Here is a 15,389-nt window from a genome sequence, read left to right as displayed (position 1 = left end):
TCCTTAACGGGGGCACGCAGCCCCCGCATTCAAGACCAGAAATGGATTAGAGGCTGCAGACTTGGCGCCAAGCTTGACCACCGGGTGCCGCTTGGGTCCACCACTTGGCTTCCCATACCGCCTCTTGGTAGATAAGTTGGTCGCCACCGCTGGCATGGTTGCCCCCGTTAGGCCAGTTGGGATAGGTACTCAGGCTGGCAACATCGACGCCGGGACACTGAGACTCTCCGCCACTTTGACTGGTGCTACCGGGTAGCGCAGGCGGAAGGCTTGGATACTCCTGCTTCACCGCATAGCGCTGGCCATCTTTTTCAATTGTGATATTGGTCGGGTTGGTGATCGGCATGTAGTACATCACCTGAGCATCCAAGGTTTCACCGGGCTTAAAGCTTTGCTCAATGCCGCCCCATTCGTTAATCAGGGTGATGGCAAAGCGATGGTGCGTAGCATCAAACCCGCCGATGTTGTTGCCACTGGCGTTGCTGCTATCACGGACCACTTCCATGCGTAGCTTTTTCTGAGCGTTCCAGTCAGATTTAAAAATGGCCGAGGTAGACACGGGCACATCAAAGCTGATGGTGGCGCCCGATAAGTCCAGATCCGAGTGGTTGGTAAAGCGGAACGTGGGGCGAATAGGATAGTTGTCATCGCCCACTGGGAAGTTCAGCGCGTCAAAGGTGACATCCACTTGCTCGCTTGGCACTTGGAAGTTGGTATCGCCACGTTGCAGTGAGTAGTCGCTGCCAGCTTGCTTAAAGGTTTGGTACGCCAGCGAAGTCAGGGTATCGCCCATAAAGTAGGCTTGACGCTGATCATCATAGCGATAATCCCCCGCCAGCTCCCAGAACATCACCCCGCCTAGACCTTTATTGATCACGTAGTCGACCTTTTCGGCCATCGAGGTTTCATCTTCCATCGATAGGAATACGCGTTTTTCTTCGTTCCAAACCCACGGCGCTTTGGCGATGTCATCGTAATAACGTTGATAGTTACCGGTGAGACGGTCGCTAGGATCTTGCTCAGGATCGAGTCCGTACTCCGCGGCGTAGGCCGGTAGTTTGCCGTCGAGCAGGTTTTTCACATGCCATAAAGGGTTGGAGCCAGCAGGCACTTCGTTGCCGAGCTCGTCCACATCATGCCAAAGGTTATCAATGCCGATTGCACCGTTGCCGCATTTGTTTTTCTCACCGACACCGGTGCCGGCTGGGCACTCACTTTGGTTTGGCAGTGGCGCGCGTCCCCAAAGGCCTTTATCGCCGCCTTGTACGTCTTTAAAGCCGCGGGTGTAATATGGGATACCGATATTGATGCGGCCGGGTGACATACCGCCCATAAAATAGGTTGCTGCCCAGTCGGTATTTAAATAACCAATTCCCTCGAACTCAGGGGTTTGGTAAACATTCCACTGTTTAAGCTCTGAGTCTTCGCCGGTGTCGTATAGCGGCGCTTGATGGCCAACATGATCATTCCATGCCCCATGTAGGTCATAGCTCATGATGTTGACGTAATCTAAGTATTGGGTGGTTTGGAAGGTTTCCATCCCGCGCAATAAGTAACCCGACGACGGTGCGGCAATGGTCAGCATATAGTGCTTGCCATCTTGTGCACTGGCTTTATCGAGCGCTTCACGCAGCGACTTCATCAATACTTGATAGGATTTATTCAAGTGCGCACGACGTGGGTTGGAGTACTCGAAATCGTCAGGGTGGCCTGAGTCTTTCATTGACGATGGGTATTCATAATCAATGTCTAGACCATCAAAGCCATACTGGCGCAAGAAGGCGACGGCACTGTCGGTGAAAGCTTTAATGCCAGCTTGGTTGACGCTGCCATCGGCATTGGTGGTCATGGTGTAGAAACCGCCACTGTCGATGCGCTCGCCGTTTTCACCGAAGTAGCCCCCGGTTTCGGCCCAGCCACCCACGGAGATCAGCGTTTTCACGTCGGGGTGCTGCTTTTTATACTTGTTGAGCAAGTTAAAGTGACCTTTGTACGGCAGGGTTGGATCCATCTCTGCGCCGGCCACGCCCGGCCAGGTCATCTGGGTTGCTGGATTATCGGGTGCATTGGGATCGCCGATAGACAATTGGTTGTCCGCGTTGACGTGAGCAAAGGCGTAATTAATGTGGGTGATCTTGTCCCAAGGAATATCACTGACTAAATAAGCGGGCTGGCCGTTGGTACCGTTTCGCCAGCTGGTGAAATAGCCGATAACACGGCGAGGGTGATCGGCGCCCATGTCTTCAAGGCCGTTCTCGTCATACACCGAACAATATGGCACGTCGACATCTGGGGTGGTGTATAAACCAGCCGGACGACAGGCATACTCATCGCCGCCGGTTTGGTCATCACCCACCACCTGTTGCAATGTTTGGGTATCGGTGGCGCCTTTGTCGTCAGTCACGGTGAGAGTAAAGGTAAAACGACCCGTTTGTTCGGCTTGCCAGCCGATGGAAGTCGCTTCTGCACCTTCATATAAGACAGTGTCGCCTTGTGAAAGCACGAATGAGGTCACTGTGCCATCCGTGTCTGTTCCGGCGAGGGTGAAGGTGAGTGTGTCGCCAACCTCAACGGGTCCAGACGGTGACACGGTTAAGGTTGCGGTAGGGGCTTGGTTAACGCTGCCCGCGCACTGGCCGAGGATTTTCCATGCTTTCCACTCGCCAGACTGAGTGGCAGGATCGGCTTGCGTCCACCACCTTGCCTCATAGGCGGTATCGTCCGCTTTAACTTGATCCCCTTTGGTGTAGGTATTGCCATTCTGCCAATCGGGCAGTGGCTGGCAATCAACTGCAGCGTGCACACTGGGGCTAGTTAACGCGAGCCCCGCCAAACCTAGCGCGACGGCACGCGATGGCGTCATTAATTTCATATTTTGCTCCCAAAATTTTTGAAGCGAATCTCATCAGTGCAGGTAGGAAATTTATGTGCCCTTATCCTGCGTCTACTGCGTGTTTAGATGATTTAAATATCAACAGTAGGCAATAAAACCGCTATGTTGGGCAATTGATGCCAAGAAATGGAGGCGGAAGTACAATAATTTGAGCGTGGGTTCAGAAATTAATTATTCACAAAAAAAAAGTGCATCAATAGCGTGACATTGCTTGAAGTTTGACCAATCCTGACAATTTGCAGGCTTGATTTCTTAATTTTTTTGCTACTGGTCAAATTTTGAGGCCAGTGTCACGGAGGATGTTATTAGTAGGTTTCTGTTTTAAGCGAATTAAGTGTGTTGTCTATTTCGTGGTAATAGATGCTGGGAGTTGTGGGGGTAAGGATTAAAGAAAGCGTGTTGTTTGAAGAGAGCATCATATAGTGATGTGCGGGCAACACGGTGGCAGAAGGTGAGTAAATTAACGTAAAATCTGTTTGCTTATGGCGATGCAATTCTGTACTATCTCGCGCCTGATTCTCGGTCTTTTATTTTTCGTTCCTTGCTTCCGCTGGACGACCGGGCCAATTGTGGAAGCTGATTAATCCGTAAGGAGCAACTCAATGCGTCATTACGAAATCGTATTCATGGTGCACCCTGATCAGAGCGAGCAAGTTGCTGGCATGATCGAGCGTTACACTGCGTCTATCAAAGATGCGGGTGGTCAAATCCACCGTCTAGAAGACTGGGGCCGTCGTCAACTGGCTTACCCAATCAACAAACTGCACAAAGCACACTATGTTCTGATGAACGTAGAAGCTGAGCAATCTGTGATTGACGAGCTAGAAAGCACGTTCCGCTTCAACGACGCTGTGATCCGTAACATGATCATGCGTACTAAAGACGCTATCACTGAGCCATCTGTCATGATGAAGGCTAAAGAAGAGCGTACTGCTAAGCGTGAAGATCGTCCTGAGCGCGAAGAGCGTGCAGAAGCGAAAGCTGAAGGCGAGAGCGCTGCTGAGTAATCGCTGTGATGACCAATCGATTGGAACTTACTGGTGTTATCAGTAAAGCTCCGGTCCACCGCCAGAGCCCTGCAGGGATCCCGCACTGCCACTTTGTGTTAGAGCATCGTTCCACGCAACTCGAAGCGAACCTTTCCCGTCAGGTGTATTGTCGTCTGCCGGTGGTGGTAAGCGGGCAAGGGTCAACACAACAAACTCACAATTTAGCTTTAGGCAGCCATATCAAGGTAAGCGGTTTTCTCGCTTACCAGACCAGCCGACAAGGCGAGGGAAAATTGGTATTGCATGCTGACCACATTATAGACATTTAGATCAGGAGATAAGCCCATGGCACGTTTCTTCCGTCGTCGTAAATTCTGCCGTTTCACTGCAGAAGGCGTACAAGAGATCGACTACAAAGATGTAGCGACTCTAAAAAACTACATTACCGAATCTGGTAAGATTGTACCTAGCCGTATCACTGGTACTCGTGCTAAGTACCAGCGTCAACTGGCTCGTGCTATCAAGCGCGCTCGTTACCTGGCCCTGCTGCCGTACACTGACAAGCATCAGTAATCGGAACTGTCCACGTTAGAGAGGATTGAAGAATGCAAGTTATTCTACTTGATAAAATCGGTAACCTGGGTGGCCTAGGTGATCAGGTAACTGTTAAGTCTGGTTACGCGCGTAACTTCCTTATCCCACAAGGTAAGGCTGTTATGGCAACCAAAACCAACATCGAACACTTCGAAGCACGTCGTGCTGAGCTAGAAGCAAAAGTTGCTGAGCAACTGGCTGCCGCTCAAGCGCGTGCTGAGAAAGTTGAAGCGCTAGAAGCGGTTGAGATCGCCTCTAAAGCGGGCGACGAAGGCAAGCTGTTCGGTTCTATCGGTACTCGTGACATCGCTGACGCTGTAACTGCAGCAGGCGTTGAAATCGCGAAGAGCGAAGTTCGTCTACCAGAAGGCGCGCTGCGCAACACTGGTGAGTACGAAATCAGCGTGCAACTGCACTCTGACGTGTTCGCAACCGTAAAAGTGAACGTTGTTGCTGCGTAATTGCCAAGACAATGTTTGTGAAAGAGCCAGCCGATAAGGCTGGCTTTTTTTATGCCTGTGAACAGATAACCGCTAAAGCCACTGATATCGTAATCCAACCGTGAACACACTGTCTTGGTGCTTCAGCCCCGGCGGTACTTCACTCATGTAGTTTTGTTTTCCCGTCAGCTTAATCGAGAGCTTTTCGGTAATCGTGGTAGCTAGCGACAACACGCCTTCCACGCTGGTATTGCTTTCCCCAGACACAACCTGTGTGMGTCCCTCGATACTGGCATTATCTAAAAACCGCCACTGCCATTTGGCTTGGGCGCGGACGACTGGCTCACTGACCGAATAGGGCATGATCAGATCATCGTCATCAATTTCGTCCAAATTTGGCCGTTGGTAACGAAAGCCGGGACCTATCTCTGTGCTGACACTCAATGCATCACGCTCTATCCATTGGTAGCCAAGACCGGTTGCGAGCATAAAGTCGTCAAAGTAAGGACCATAACGGTCAGCGACGTACGTGGCGTTCAGCAGCGCATAGCTTTGCGCGCTAAGCTTCATATTGGCTTGGGATTCGAACTCCGTTTTGCGTTTGTCCTCTTCGCCGTCTTTTTCAACCTGCAGCAGACTGACGCTGGCTTGATAACTATATTGTTCGACTTGGTATTGGCCGTTTAACTCACTGTTGATCGTTTGTGAATCGGCATTGCCGCCCAGACGTTGATAACCGATGGAAATATCGGATGACCAAGGTGACGTTGACGTGTCGTCTTGCTCGGTTGCATAGGCAGGACTGATACACGCGACACATAGTGAGATCCAAAGCGGCGTATAAACAGATTTCATGGCTTTACCCTCACACTGTCTCAGGCGCGCTATGATAGGGATCGTCAGCATTGAAGCGGTCAAATTTGGGTTAAAATCCGCGGTGATTATTCAGCGTTTGGAAAAAAATGGCTGACAGGGCAGCGTCTCGCTAGGACAGCGGGTATAATGGCGCCCATCAGTAATAGGTGAGTTCGTTATGGCAGACAATCGTAAACCCGCAAAAGATCAACAAGTCGCTAATCTCAAAGTACCGCCACATTCCATTGAAGCCGAGCAGTCCGTGCTGGGTGGCTTGATGTTGGATAACGAGCGCTGGGATGCGGTTGCGGAAAAAGTCGTCAGCCATGACTTTTACAGTCGCCCCCATCGATTAATTTTCGATGCGACCAAGACCTTGCTCGATGAAGGCAAGCCACTAGATTTGATCACCCTCTCTGAGCACCTTGAAAAAGCGGGCACGCTCGACGATGTGGGTGGTTTTGCTTACTTGGCGGAGCTGGCGAAAAACACCCCAAGTGCGGCCAACATTATTGCTTACGCCGATATTGTGCGAGAGCGTGCCATGGTGCGTAATCTCATTGGGGTAGCCAATGAAATCGCCGATGCGGGCTATGACACGCAAGGGCGTAGCTCGGAAGATCTGCTCGATATGGCCGAGAGCAAGGTGTTTGCGATTGCCGAATCTCGAACCAGTGAAAACGAAGGGCCGCAGCATATTGACTCGGTGTTGAGTAGGACACTGGAGCGCATTGAAGAGCTCTTTAAGTCACCGCAAGATGGTGTCACGGGCGTATCGACAGGCTTTACTGACCTGAACAAGAAAACCGCCGGCTTACAGCCGTCTGACTTAATCATTGTTGCGGCACGTCCATCGATGGGTAAAACCACCTTTGCGATGAACTTGTGTGAAAATGCGGCGATGGACCAAGAAAAACCCGTGTTGATCTTCTCGCTCGAGATGCCGGCTGAACAGCTGATGATGCGCATGTTGGCCTCGCTCTCGCGCGTCGATCAAACCAAGATCCGGACCGGTCAGCTTGATGATGAAGACTGGGCGCGCATCTCCTCATCGATGGGGATCTTGATGCAGAAAAAGAACATGTACATCGATGACAGCTCCGGTTTGACACCGACCGATGTGCGCTCGCGAGCCCGTCGCGTTGCACGTGAACATGGCGGTCTGAGTATGATCATGGTCGACTACCTGCAATTGATGCGTGTACCGGGTTTACAAGAAAACCGAACCCTTGAAATTGCCGAGATTTCTCGCTCGCTCAAAGCGCTCGCGAAAGAGCTGAACGTGCCGGTGGTGGCGCTATCGCAGCTAAACCGCTCATTGGAGCAACGGGCGGATAAACGCCCGGTAAACTCGGACTTGCGTGAATCGGGCGCCATTGAGCAAGATGCCGACTTGATCATGTTTATTTACCGCGACGAAGTCTACAACCCAGAAAGTGCGATGAAAGGGATTGCGGAAATCCTGATTGGTAAACAGCGTAACGGTCCGATTGGTAGTGTGCGTCTCACCTTCCAAGGGCAGTATTCGCGATTTGATAACTATGCAGGACCCGCGTTTGATGATGAGTGATCTGTCTACCATGACCAATGCAGCTCGTGCCTTGATTGATCCCGAGGCGATGGTGCACAACATCCAAGTGATGCGCCGTAAAGCGCCTCACAGTAAAGTGATGACGGTGGTGAAGTCCGATGGTTATGGGCATGGACTCGCGTCGGTTGCCACCACCTTGGCCCCGTTTAGCGATGCCTTCGGTGTGGCACGGGTGGAAGAAGCATTGACGTTGCGTCGTGCCGGGATCCAATTGCCCATCGTCTTGCTGGAAGGGTTTTATGAAGCGGATGAACTGCCGTTATTGGTTTCTCACCAATTGACAGCAACCGTGCATTGTAAAGAGCAAGTGGCGATGCTGACTCGTGCCTCGCTAAGTGAGCCGTTACCCGTGTGGTTAAAAGTCGACTCAGGCATGCACCGCTTAGGTTTTCAGCCTGAGCAAGTACCGGAAGCACTCGCCGCCCTTAATGCTTGCGACAATGTGGCCGCTGACATTGGCTTTCTCAGCCACTTTGGCTGCGCGGACGAGCTGGATAATCCGATTACGCAAGCACAGATAGATACCTTCATACAGGTAACGGAAGGGCTAAGCGGAGAGCGGTCGCTGGCAGCCTCGTCGGGGACCTTGTTTTGGCCGCAAAGTCATTTTGACTGGGTGCGTCCCGGCATTTGTTTATATGGCATTTCGTCACGAATTGAACTGACTGGCGAACAGCTGGGCCTAAAACCGGCAATGCGATTGACTTCCCGGGTGATGGCGGTTCGCGAACTGAAAGCGGGCGAGCCGGTAGGCTATGGCGCGCGTTGGCGCAGTTCGCGCGATACCTTGATTGGCGTGATTGCCATCGGTTATGGCGATGGCTATCCACGCTCTGCACCTGACGGCACCCCTGTTTGGCTGAATGGTCGCGAAGTGCCCCTGGCTGGGCGCGTATCGATGGATATGATCACCGTTGATCTGGGCCCAGATGCGACCGATAAAGTGGGTGACGAAGCGGTACTGTGGGGGCCTGAGCTTCCCGTTGAGCGCATTGCCCGCTTGGTCGATACCATTGGCTATGAATTAGTGTGCCAAGTCACCGGCCGCGTGCCTCGTCAATATCTCGCCTTAAACGCGGCCGATGACGCCGCGGTGTAGCTTTTGATGTTAAGCGGTACGGGGCGCACCTTGCACAGTGACCACCAAGGTGCGTGTACCGCCATGATCGCGATGCTCACCCAGATAAATCCCTTGCYATGTACCGAGATTAAGTCGACCTTGGCTGATGGGAACCGTGACGCTYGCGCCTAGCAACGATGCTTTAAGGTGCGCCGGCATGTCATCATCGCCTTCATAGGTATGCTGATAATAGGGCGCGCGTTCTGGCACTGAGTGGTTAAAGTGCGCTTCCATATCTTGGCGCACCGTGGGGTCCGCATTTTCATTCAAGGTTAAACTCGCCGACGTATGCTTGATAAACACCTGTACCATCCCGATATCAATCTCATCGAGGATAGGCAGTGCCGAGACAATGTCGTCGGTAATTAGGTGAAAGCCCCGCGGGCGTGGGCGCAATTGAATTTCAGTTTGATACCACATAAGCAGTCCTTGTTGTGATCCTCGTCGTGAGCGAAAAGCTCAAGGCTTATCCAACTATTCTATGATTAATCGCAACCCTCTCACAGCAATTGCATGTGAGAATCTGGCTGTGATTATGTAATATTACTCCAATTGCCACCGCGAACAGCGTGGTGACGCTGAGACACTACAGGATCCTTGCCGGCTGTTACGCTAACAGCGGCATTCACAACGCGATTTGGATGACCATGATGCTAAAGACAACTAATCCCACTCAAACCGTGGCGTGGCAATCACTGACCGCCCACTTTGAAGAAGCACAGGACTACACACTGGCGGATCTTTTTGCCGACAACCCACAGCGATTCGCCCATTTCTCGACCCAATTCGAAGACAGCATTCTGTTGGATTATTCCAAAAACCTGATCAGTGAAGAAACACTGACCAAGTTGCTGGCACTGGCGGATGAAACCGGCGTGGCGGACGCGATCAGCGCGATGTTTGACGGCGAGAAGATCAACCGCACCGAGGATCGTGCCGTGCTCCATACAGCACTGCGTAACCGCAGCAATACACCTATCATGGTGGATGGCGAAGATGTGATGCCAAAAGTGAACGCGGTACTGGCGCAGATGCAGTCGTTTTCCGAGCGTGTGATCAGCGGTGAATGGAAAGGCTATACCGGCAAAGCGATTACAGATGTGGTTAACATTGGTATCGGTGGCTCAGATCTTGGTCCTTACATGGTGACCGAAGCACTTGCCGCTTACAAAAACCATTTGAACCTGCACTTTGTCTCTAACGTGGATGGCACGCATATCGCCGAAACGTTAAAAGAGCTAAATCCAGAAACTACCTTGTTCTTGGTGGCGTCAAAAACCTTCACCACCCAAGAAACCATGACCAACGCCCACACAGCACGTGACTGGTTTATGAACGCAGCAGGGGATGAAAGCCAAGTGGCTAAGCACTTTGCCGCACTTTCTACCAACGCAAAAGCGGTGTCTGAGTTTGGTATTGATACGGCCAACATGTTCGAATTCTGGGATTGGGTTGGCGGCCGTTACTCATTGTGGTCGGCGATTGGTCTTTCTATCTGTTTGGGCGTAGGTTACGACAACTTTGTTGCACTGCTTGACGGTGCGCACCAAATGGATAACCACTTCAAAACCGCACCGATGGCGCAGAACATGCCGGTGCTGTTGGCACTGATTGGTATTTGGTACAACAACTTCCACGGCGCAGAATCAGAAGCTATTTTACCTTACGACCAATACATGCACCGTTTTGCTGCCTATTTCCAACAAGGCAATATGGAATCAAACGGTAAGTATGTGGACCGCAACGGTAATCCGGTTGACTATCAAACCGGCCCAATCATCTGGGGCGAGCCGGGCACCAATGGTCAGCATGCGTTTTATCAGCTGATTCACCAAGGCACCAAGTTGATCCCATGTGACTTTATTGCCCCAGTGCATAGTCATAACGCGATTGGCGATCATCACGCTAAATTGATGGCTAACTTCTTCGCTCAGACCGAAGCACTGGCATTTGGTAAAGGTCGAGAGCAAGTGGAAGCCGAGCTAGCAAAAGCGGGTAAATCAGCCGATGAAATTGCTGCGATCGCACCGTTTAAAGTGTTTGAGGGCAACCGTCCGACGAACTCTATTCTGGTCAATCAAATCACGCCATATACTTTGGGCGCGTTGATTGCGATGTACGAGCACAAAATCTTCACTCAGGGTGTGATTTGGAATATCTACAGCTTTGATCAGTGGGGCGTTGAGCTAGGTAAGCAGCTTGCAAACAACATCCTGCCAGAGCTGAACGATAATAACGAAATCGACAGCCATGACAGCTCAACCAATGGCTTGATCAACACCTTTAAGCAATGGCGCCAAGCGTAATCGCTTAACCGGTGAAACGAGAAAACGCCGCGCAATTGCGCGGCGTTTTTATATCGAGGTGTGCCGTCTTAGTGATCAAAGCAGATTTCAATGAAGGCCGTACCGTGGGGCGATTTAAACGGCATAATAATCACAGGTCCATCGCTTTTGTGATTGATGGTATGACCTTTACCAGACACCACCACTGGGGTGGCCATCTCAAACTCAAAGCCTTTTTCTGACAGAATACGCTTGGCACCCCCGGTCACCATATTGGTGATTTCACCCACCATGTCAGTGACTTCCTCGTTGATCGAGTCTGCGCGCTCACCGAGCATGCGAAACATGATCTCCAGCGCCATATCTTCGTCAAAAGTCACTGAGAACGACCCTTTGGTTTGTGGGCCAACCATACCGATTAACCCAGAAACATCCCCTTTAGCGATCTCGGATTTCTTTAGGTGAGGCTTCTCAGGCTGAATATCTAACTGTGCCATGGTTTGCAGCACGTTAATCAGCGAGGTCAGGAATGGGTTGACGAATTGTGCTTCCATAAAGAATGTCCGTCCTAATCAATTCAATGTTATTGAGCCAAGCACTGTGCACATGTGCCATGCGTTTCAATCACATGGTGTTGTACGTGAAAGCCCACTTGCTGCGCTTTTTCACGCAATGCATCCGACAGCTCCTCGGTGTGGCACTCTTCGACCGTACCGCATTGATCACAAATCAACAGTTGCGAGCAATGTCCTTGGTGCCCCAAATGGCAACAAGCGATGTAGCTGTTGGTTGACTCCACTTTATGTACAAACCCCTGCGCTAATAGAAAGTCTAGCGCACGATAGACAGTTGGGGGTTTGGCTTGTGGTTCTGTTTCGCGCAACACATCAAGCAACTCATAGGCACTGATGGCGCGTGAGTAGTTGGCAATAATTTCGTAAACGCGCGTACGTTGTGGAGTAAGCCTTACTCCTCGCTGCTCACAAAGCTGCTGTGCGCGGTGCAGTAACCCAGTGGTATTGGTCATAGCGCCTCAAAGTGCTGACAGTCAGTTTGTTATCTTATCATAGCCACTGGTCAGCGCACCCTGTCTGTCTTTAATCCTATGCGTTATCACACACCTGTAAACACCTTTACGTGTATCGCTTGATCGCGATCAGACCTCTCACAGTATTGAGCAAAATAAAAACAGTTAACAATCTGCTGATCTTTGAATCGGCTAACTGTTTTCTTGTAGTGAGTCCGTATGATGGCACCGTGCCACAAGCATAAAAAAACATACCTTTACATCCATAATAGGAGTATGTACCGATGAAAAAACTGTTAGCCCTCGCCGCACTGGCGTTCGCGTCTGTTTCCACGCAAGCGGTTGCCAACGAGTGTGAGTTAACTGTCACCACCGGTGATAAAATGGCCTACGATCAAACATCGCTATCCGTACCAGCAAGCTGCAGTGAAGTGACGCTAACCCTAGAGCACCAAGGCTCCATGCCTGTGACCTCGATGGGCCACAACTGGGTGCTGTCAGAAACGTCTAACCTTCAAGACATTGCCATGAAAGGCGCGGGTGCCGGCCCAAATAACGATTACTTGCCACAAGGCGATGATCGTATCTTGGCGCATACCAAATTGATTGGCGGCGGCGAAAGCACCACGATTACCTTCTCAACCGAAGGACTGAAAGGCAAAGACTTAACCTATTTCTGCTCTTTCCCAGGCCACTGGACTGTGATGAAAGGCAAATTCACCATCGAATAAGTCTTGTCGCGAGAGAGCGGGCAACAGGCTCTCTCGCCCATTTCATTTGCTCGTCATCTTGCTCGACTAGGCTTTGCGGTAAATCGATGTCCGCAGACGGATTGACGGAGCAAGAGGGTGAAAAAACTCCGCTACTATAGTTATAACTTGGCACTCAATGCGATCCCTAATGATTGGTATCGCTCATGGATGTGCCGGCAACTGTTGCCCATTTATCAGCAGCATCAATCTGATATCGACCAACGTGTCAGTTATTACAACCGTTTGAATGCCCCGTTTTGTTTGTCGGAGCAATATTGCGATCATCAGACGGGCCGAGTGAGACAAGATCACGGCTCGGTGTATTTTTTAGATATATTGCGAGTGATGCGCTGGTTCCCCAACGGCTTGTTTTTGCATTACTTAGATGGCGATGTCACGCAACCGCCACTTACGCCAGCCTTTGTAAAAAGCCGTCCCATTCATGGCGACAATCAAAACGCCGTACTACTCAAGCTCAATGCGGTGCGCCATTTTCAATTTATTGATGATCCCGTACCGTTTGGGCAAAAACGCGATAGCGCGGTATGGCGTGGACGCTGCTTTAATCACAAGCGTCGCCAACTTCTTCGCCGCTTTTACACGCATCCTATCATTGATGTCGGAGATACCCGCCCCGCGAATGAGACTGACCAAGCCTATCGAAAAGACCCGCTAACACCGCAAGCGCAGCTACAGCATAAGTTTATTCTCAGTGTGGAAGGGAAAGACGTTGCGACCAATTTAAAATGGATACTGTCGTCCAACTCGCTGTGCCTCTCACCGYCGCTGGAGTATGAAACTTGGTTTATGGAGGGCCAATTAATCGCCGGGGTTCACTATGCTGAGGTGAACGCAGACTTTTCCAACCTAGAGGCAGTCATCGACTACTACCTCACTCATCCACATGAAGCACAAGCGATCATTCACAATGCCCATCAGTGGGTAAATCAATTCCGCGACCGACAAAAAGAAGCAGTGATCAGCTACTTAGTGGCAGAGAAATACTTTCGGCTTTCGCAGCAGCTATAGAAGCACAGGGGCTGGTTTGGTTTAAACCATCATAACGGCTGCCATACTGTTAGCTTGTGCTTTTCTTCTGCCTCGTGGTCAGTCGGGATGGTTCTGCTTAAATCTTACCGATGCAATGTGTATAATCCGCGTCCGCCTGTCGAAAATGACTGTCGTTTAACGTAATTTGCAGAGATTCGAGACCATGACTAACCCCAGCAAAACCGCCGCCAGCCCTGATGTGACGCCAAAAACGGTGATGCAGCGTTTCTCTGTTGCGCCCATGCTAGATTGAGAGGATAAGTGACCTATACTTCATAATAAACAACTACTTAAGATTAGGTGTCGAAGTGTTGAGGGACGGATAAGGGACGGTTGCTACCAGTTCTATCAGAAAAGCACCTTAGCTCCCATCTTACGTCCCCTAAACGGAAATATCAAAAATCGCTTGAAGGGCGTGAAAAGTAGCGACTAAATACTCGAGATATAGAATTCCTTTGTGAGATTATGGAGTAATTAGGAGCACCTATGAACAGTTCTTGTTCTCTCTCAACCAAATCCCTTTTGGCAGCTAAGCACAATCACGAGCCGTTTATCCCACTAGAAGATGTGGCGAGGTTTTATCTGGGGCTTACTCCAAGCACAGCTAAGCGCCAAGCTCGTAATAATGAATTGCCTTTTCCGGTTACTAGATTTGGAGAGTCTCAAAAACTACCTTGGCTTGTAAGTTTTGATGACCTAGCTGCATTCGTAGAACGTCTGGCTGCGAAGAGCAAGAGGGACTGGCATCGCATGCAGCCTTGAGAAATAGAGTGAACCRGTAGGCTACCCTACTCTCAGTTTTATCTTCTCCATTTGTTTAGTCTGCTGCTTCGACAATAGCTTGTGGTCTAGTGAGTCAATGGTTTTCATCAAACGATTTCTTTGTCGGCGCTTTTGCCTGTCGTCACTTTCTTCCATGGCTATGAGCCATTTGCTGAACTGTTTCTGCATCTGCAAAATTATCTTTTCCATTTCTAAAGCGGCGTGGGCTTTTTCGTACTGATATTGCCACTCGCTAAGTCGTTTTCCCTTATTGTTTTCTTCCGGTGCATAGCTGCGGTAATCAATACCAACATGTTTTAAAACCGAGTGATTGAAAGCCTGCTTAATCAGTTTTGTTGCCTTTTTTTGTTGAAGCTCTTTGAGAACTCGATTCGCTACCACTTTACCGATGATTAAGTGGACATGATCACCGCTGCCTTGTTTACTGCCTTGCTCTTGTTGGTGTAAAACAGCCCGGATTTGTTGTCRGTACTGAGCGAAGTCTGTCTTGTTCAATTTGCAATGCTTGGCTAAAGCTATACAGCAATCTCTTACAACGCTTTGCCATTGCTTGGGAGTCGGGCGGTATCCTTTCGGAAGAGTCAGACAATACTCAACCGCGTAGCTAGATAAAGGCCGTCCCCCTTTTCGGTTATGGAGTTGCTGGTTAAGTCTAAACTCTTCACCAGCAAGCGCGATGCGGTTGGATGTTTCAGCGCAGCCAAATATGGAGACTATGCGTACGGTATGTTTGTGATTGGCGTGTTTCAGACTTTGTAGGTAGCGCTCTCGCATCATGACGCCATCACTAGCGAGGCGAACAGGTTGGGTTATTACTGTCCAGTTTTTAAGCATATAGTGTATTTTTATTAAGATTAAAAACTATTTGGCACGTCTGCAAACAACGTGATCGTAACGCCTAATGCTGGCTACGTGTTCCAGATAGGACAACCAGCTTCGCTGAGTTGTTGTCCACTGGTAAGAAGGGGGCCCCCCTTCTTAACTACCCCTTTTGAATGCACAGTTTGGCA

Annotated in this window: 16 protein-coding genes; 10 read left to right on the top strand and 6 right to left on the bottom strand. The window is 50.3% G+C overall.

Features of this window, described 5'->3' with window-relative positions; genetic code table 11:
- Window positions 1–46: 46 nt before the first annotated feature.
- On the bottom strand, window positions 47–2,872 hold the full coding sequence (locus BZG83_RS09550; RefSeq protein WP_077480282.1) for a glycosyl hydrolase family 18 protein: 2,826 nt from the start codon (window positions 2,870–2,872) through the stop codon (window positions 47–49).
- Between the two features lie 623 nt (window positions 2,873–3,495).
- Here BZG83_RS09550 and rpsF point away from each other — a divergent pair.
- From rpsF to rplI, 4 genes are read left to right on the top strand one after another with little or no spacing between them, the layout of a single operon-like run.
- Complete coding sequence (gene rpsF / locus BZG83_RS09545; protein ID WP_077480281.1) at window positions 3,496–3,900, top strand: 30S ribosomal protein S6; 405 nt, start codon at window positions 3,496–3,498, stop codon at window positions 3,898–3,900.
- Window positions 3,901–3,908: 8 nt separating this feature from the next.
- Complete coding sequence (priB, locus tag BZG83_RS09540) at window positions 3,909–4,211, top strand: primosomal replication protein N (RefSeq protein ID WP_077480280.1); 303 nt, start codon at window positions 3,909–3,911, stop codon at window positions 4,209–4,211.
- Between the two features lie 16 nt (window positions 4,212–4,227).
- The gene (gene rpsR, locus BZG83_RS09535) at window positions 4,228–4,455 is read left to right on the top strand and encodes a 30S ribosomal protein S18 (protein WP_069589695.1); all 228 of its coding nucleotides are present in this window, start codon (window positions 4,228–4,230) and stop codon (window positions 4,453–4,455) included.
- Window positions 4,456–4,487: 32 nt separating this feature from the next.
- Window positions 4,488–4,937, top strand: a complete 450-nt coding sequence (gene rplI, locus BZG83_RS09530; protein WP_077480279.1) for a 50S ribosomal protein L9 — start codon at window positions 4,488–4,490, stop codon at window positions 4,935–4,937.
- A gap of 72 nt (window positions 4,938–5,009) precedes the next feature.
- Here the strand turns inward: rplI and BZG83_RS09525 are convergent, their stop codons facing one another.
- Window positions 5,010–5,771, bottom strand: a complete 762-nt coding sequence (locus tag BZG83_RS09525; protein WP_158074949.1) for a DUF481 domain-containing protein — start codon at window positions 5,769–5,771, stop codon at window positions 5,010–5,012.
- A 178-nt stretch (window positions 5,772–5,949) separates the two neighbouring features.
- On the opposite strand from BZG83_RS09525, the gene BZG83_RS09520 reads away from it, so the two are divergent.
- Both BZG83_RS09520 and alr read left to right on the top strand, forming a co-directional pair.
- A complete protein-coding gene (locus BZG83_RS09520; RefSeq protein WP_077480277.1) occupies window positions 5,950–7,341 on the top strand; it encodes a replicative DNA helicase in 1,392 nt (463 codons plus the stop codon).
- The gene (gene alr / locus BZG83_RS09515; RefSeq protein ID WP_077480276.1) at window positions 7,331–8,461 is read left to right on the top strand and encodes an alanine racemase; all 1,131 of its coding nucleotides are present in this window, start codon (window positions 7,331–7,333) and stop codon (window positions 8,459–8,461) included. The genes BZG83_RS09520 and alr overlap by 11 nt, the downstream gene beginning before the upstream one ends.
- 9 nt (window positions 8,462–8,470) lie before the next feature.
- Here the strand turns inward: alr and BZG83_RS09510 are convergent, their stop codons facing one another.
- On the bottom strand, window positions 8,471–8,902 hold the full coding sequence (locus tag BZG83_RS09510) for a secondary thiamine-phosphate synthase enzyme YjbQ (protein WP_077480275.1): 432 nt from the start codon (window positions 8,900–8,902) through the stop codon (window positions 8,471–8,473).
- Window positions 8,903–9,132: 230 nt separating this feature from the next.
- Between BZG83_RS09510 and pgi the strand changes: the two genes are divergently transcribed.
- Entirely contained in the window at window positions 9,133–10,788 is a 1,656-nt protein-coding gene (gene pgi / locus BZG83_RS09505; protein WP_077480292.1) for a glucose-6-phosphate isomerase, read from the top strand.
- Between the two features lie 68 nt (window positions 10,789–10,856).
- Here the strand turns inward: pgi and BZG83_RS09500 are convergent, their stop codons facing one another.
- Window positions 10,857–11,321 (bottom strand): chemotaxis protein CheX, encoded by a 465-nt coding sequence (locus BZG83_RS09500; RefSeq protein WP_069589687.1) that lies wholly within the window; start codon window positions 11,319–11,321, stop codon window positions 10,857–10,859.
- A gap of 29 nt (window positions 11,322–11,350) precedes the next feature.
- Window positions 11,351–11,794 (bottom strand): zinc uptake transcriptional repressor Zur, encoded by a 444-nt coding sequence (gene zur, locus BZG83_RS09495; RefSeq protein ID WP_069589686.1) that lies wholly within the window; start codon window positions 11,792–11,794, stop codon window positions 11,351–11,353.
- A gap of 284 nt (window positions 11,795–12,078) precedes the next feature.
- Between zur and azu the strand changes: the two genes are divergently transcribed.
- The 3 genes from azu (at window position 12,079) to BZG83_RS09480 (ending at window position 14,358) form a co-directional block, all read left to right on the top strand.
- Entirely contained in the window at window positions 12,079–12,525 is a 447-nt protein-coding gene (gene azu / locus BZG83_RS09490) for an azurin (RefSeq protein WP_077480274.1), read from the top strand.
- 117 nt (window positions 12,526–12,642) lie between these two features.
- A complete protein-coding gene (locus tag BZG83_RS09485; RefSeq protein WP_077480273.1) occupies window positions 12,643–13,575 on the top strand; it encodes a glycosyl transferase family 90 in 933 nt (310 codons plus the stop codon).
- 507 nt (window positions 13,576–14,082) lie between these two features.
- Complete coding sequence (locus BZG83_RS09480) at window positions 14,083–14,358, top strand: pyocin activator PrtN family protein (protein WP_077480272.1); 276 nt, start codon at window positions 14,083–14,085, stop codon at window positions 14,356–14,358.
- Between the two features lie 21 nt (window positions 14,359–14,379).
- Here BZG83_RS09480 and BZG83_RS09475 read toward each other — a convergent pair whose 3' ends face one another.
- On the bottom strand, window positions 14,380–15,213 hold the full coding sequence (locus tag BZG83_RS09475) for a hypothetical protein (protein ID WP_077480271.1): 834 nt from the start codon (window positions 15,211–15,213) through the stop codon (window positions 14,380–14,382).
- Window positions 15,214–15,389 lie beyond the last annotated feature (176 nt).

The organism is Salinivibrio sp. PR919 (assembly GCF_001995355.1).
In the GTDB taxonomy this organism is placed as follows: Bacteria; Pseudomonadota; Gammaproteobacteria; order Enterobacterales; family Vibrionaceae; genus Salinivibrio; species Salinivibrio proteolyticus.
This window is presented reverse-complemented; position numbering and strand designations above follow the sequence as displayed.

Excerpts from the sequence above, each read along its gene's own strand:
- BZG83_RS09550 (WP_077480282.1), bottom strand. The coding sequence starts at position 2,872 with ATGAAATTAATGACGCCATCGCGTGCCGTCGCGCTAGGTTTGGCGGGG.
- rpsF (WP_077480281.1), top strand. The coding sequence starts at position 3,496 with ATGCGTCATTACGAAATCGTATTCATGGTGCACCCTGATCAGAGCGAG.
- priB (WP_077480280.1), top strand. The coding sequence starts at position 3,909 with ATGACCAATCGATTGGAACTTACTGGTGTTATCAGTAAAGCTCCGGTC.
- rpsR (WP_069589695.1), top strand. The coding sequence starts at position 4,228 with ATGGCACGTTTCTTCCGTCGTCGTAAATTCTGCCGTTTCACTGCAGAA.
- rplI (WP_077480279.1), top strand. The coding sequence starts at position 4,488 with ATGCAAGTTATTCTACTTGATAAAATCGGTAACCTGGGTGGCCTAGGT.
- BZG83_RS09520 (WP_077480277.1), top strand. The coding sequence starts at position 5,950 with ATGGCAGACAATCGTAAACCCGCAAAAGATCAACAAGTCGCTAATCTC.
- alr (WP_077480276.1), top strand. The coding sequence starts at position 7,331 with ATGATGAGTGATCTGTCTACCATGACCAATGCAGCTCGTGCCTTGATT.
- pgi (WP_077480292.1), top strand. The coding sequence starts at position 9,133 with ATGCTAAAGACAACTAATCCCACTCAAACCGTGGCGTGGCAATCACTG.
- BZG83_RS09500 (WP_069589687.1), bottom strand. The coding sequence starts at position 11,321 with ATGGAAGCACAATTCGTCAACCCATTCCTGACCTCGCTGATTAACGTG.
- zur (WP_069589686.1), bottom strand. The coding sequence starts at position 11,794 with ATGACCAATACCACTGGGTTACTGCACCGCGCACAGCAGCTTTGTGAG.
- azu (WP_077480274.1), top strand. The coding sequence starts at position 12,079 with ATGAAAAAACTGTTAGCCCTCGCCGCACTGGCGTTCGCGTCTGTTTCC.
- BZG83_RS09480 (WP_077480272.1), top strand. The coding sequence starts at position 14,083 with ATGAACAGTTCTTGTTCTCTCTCAACCAAATCCCTTTTGGCAGCTAAG.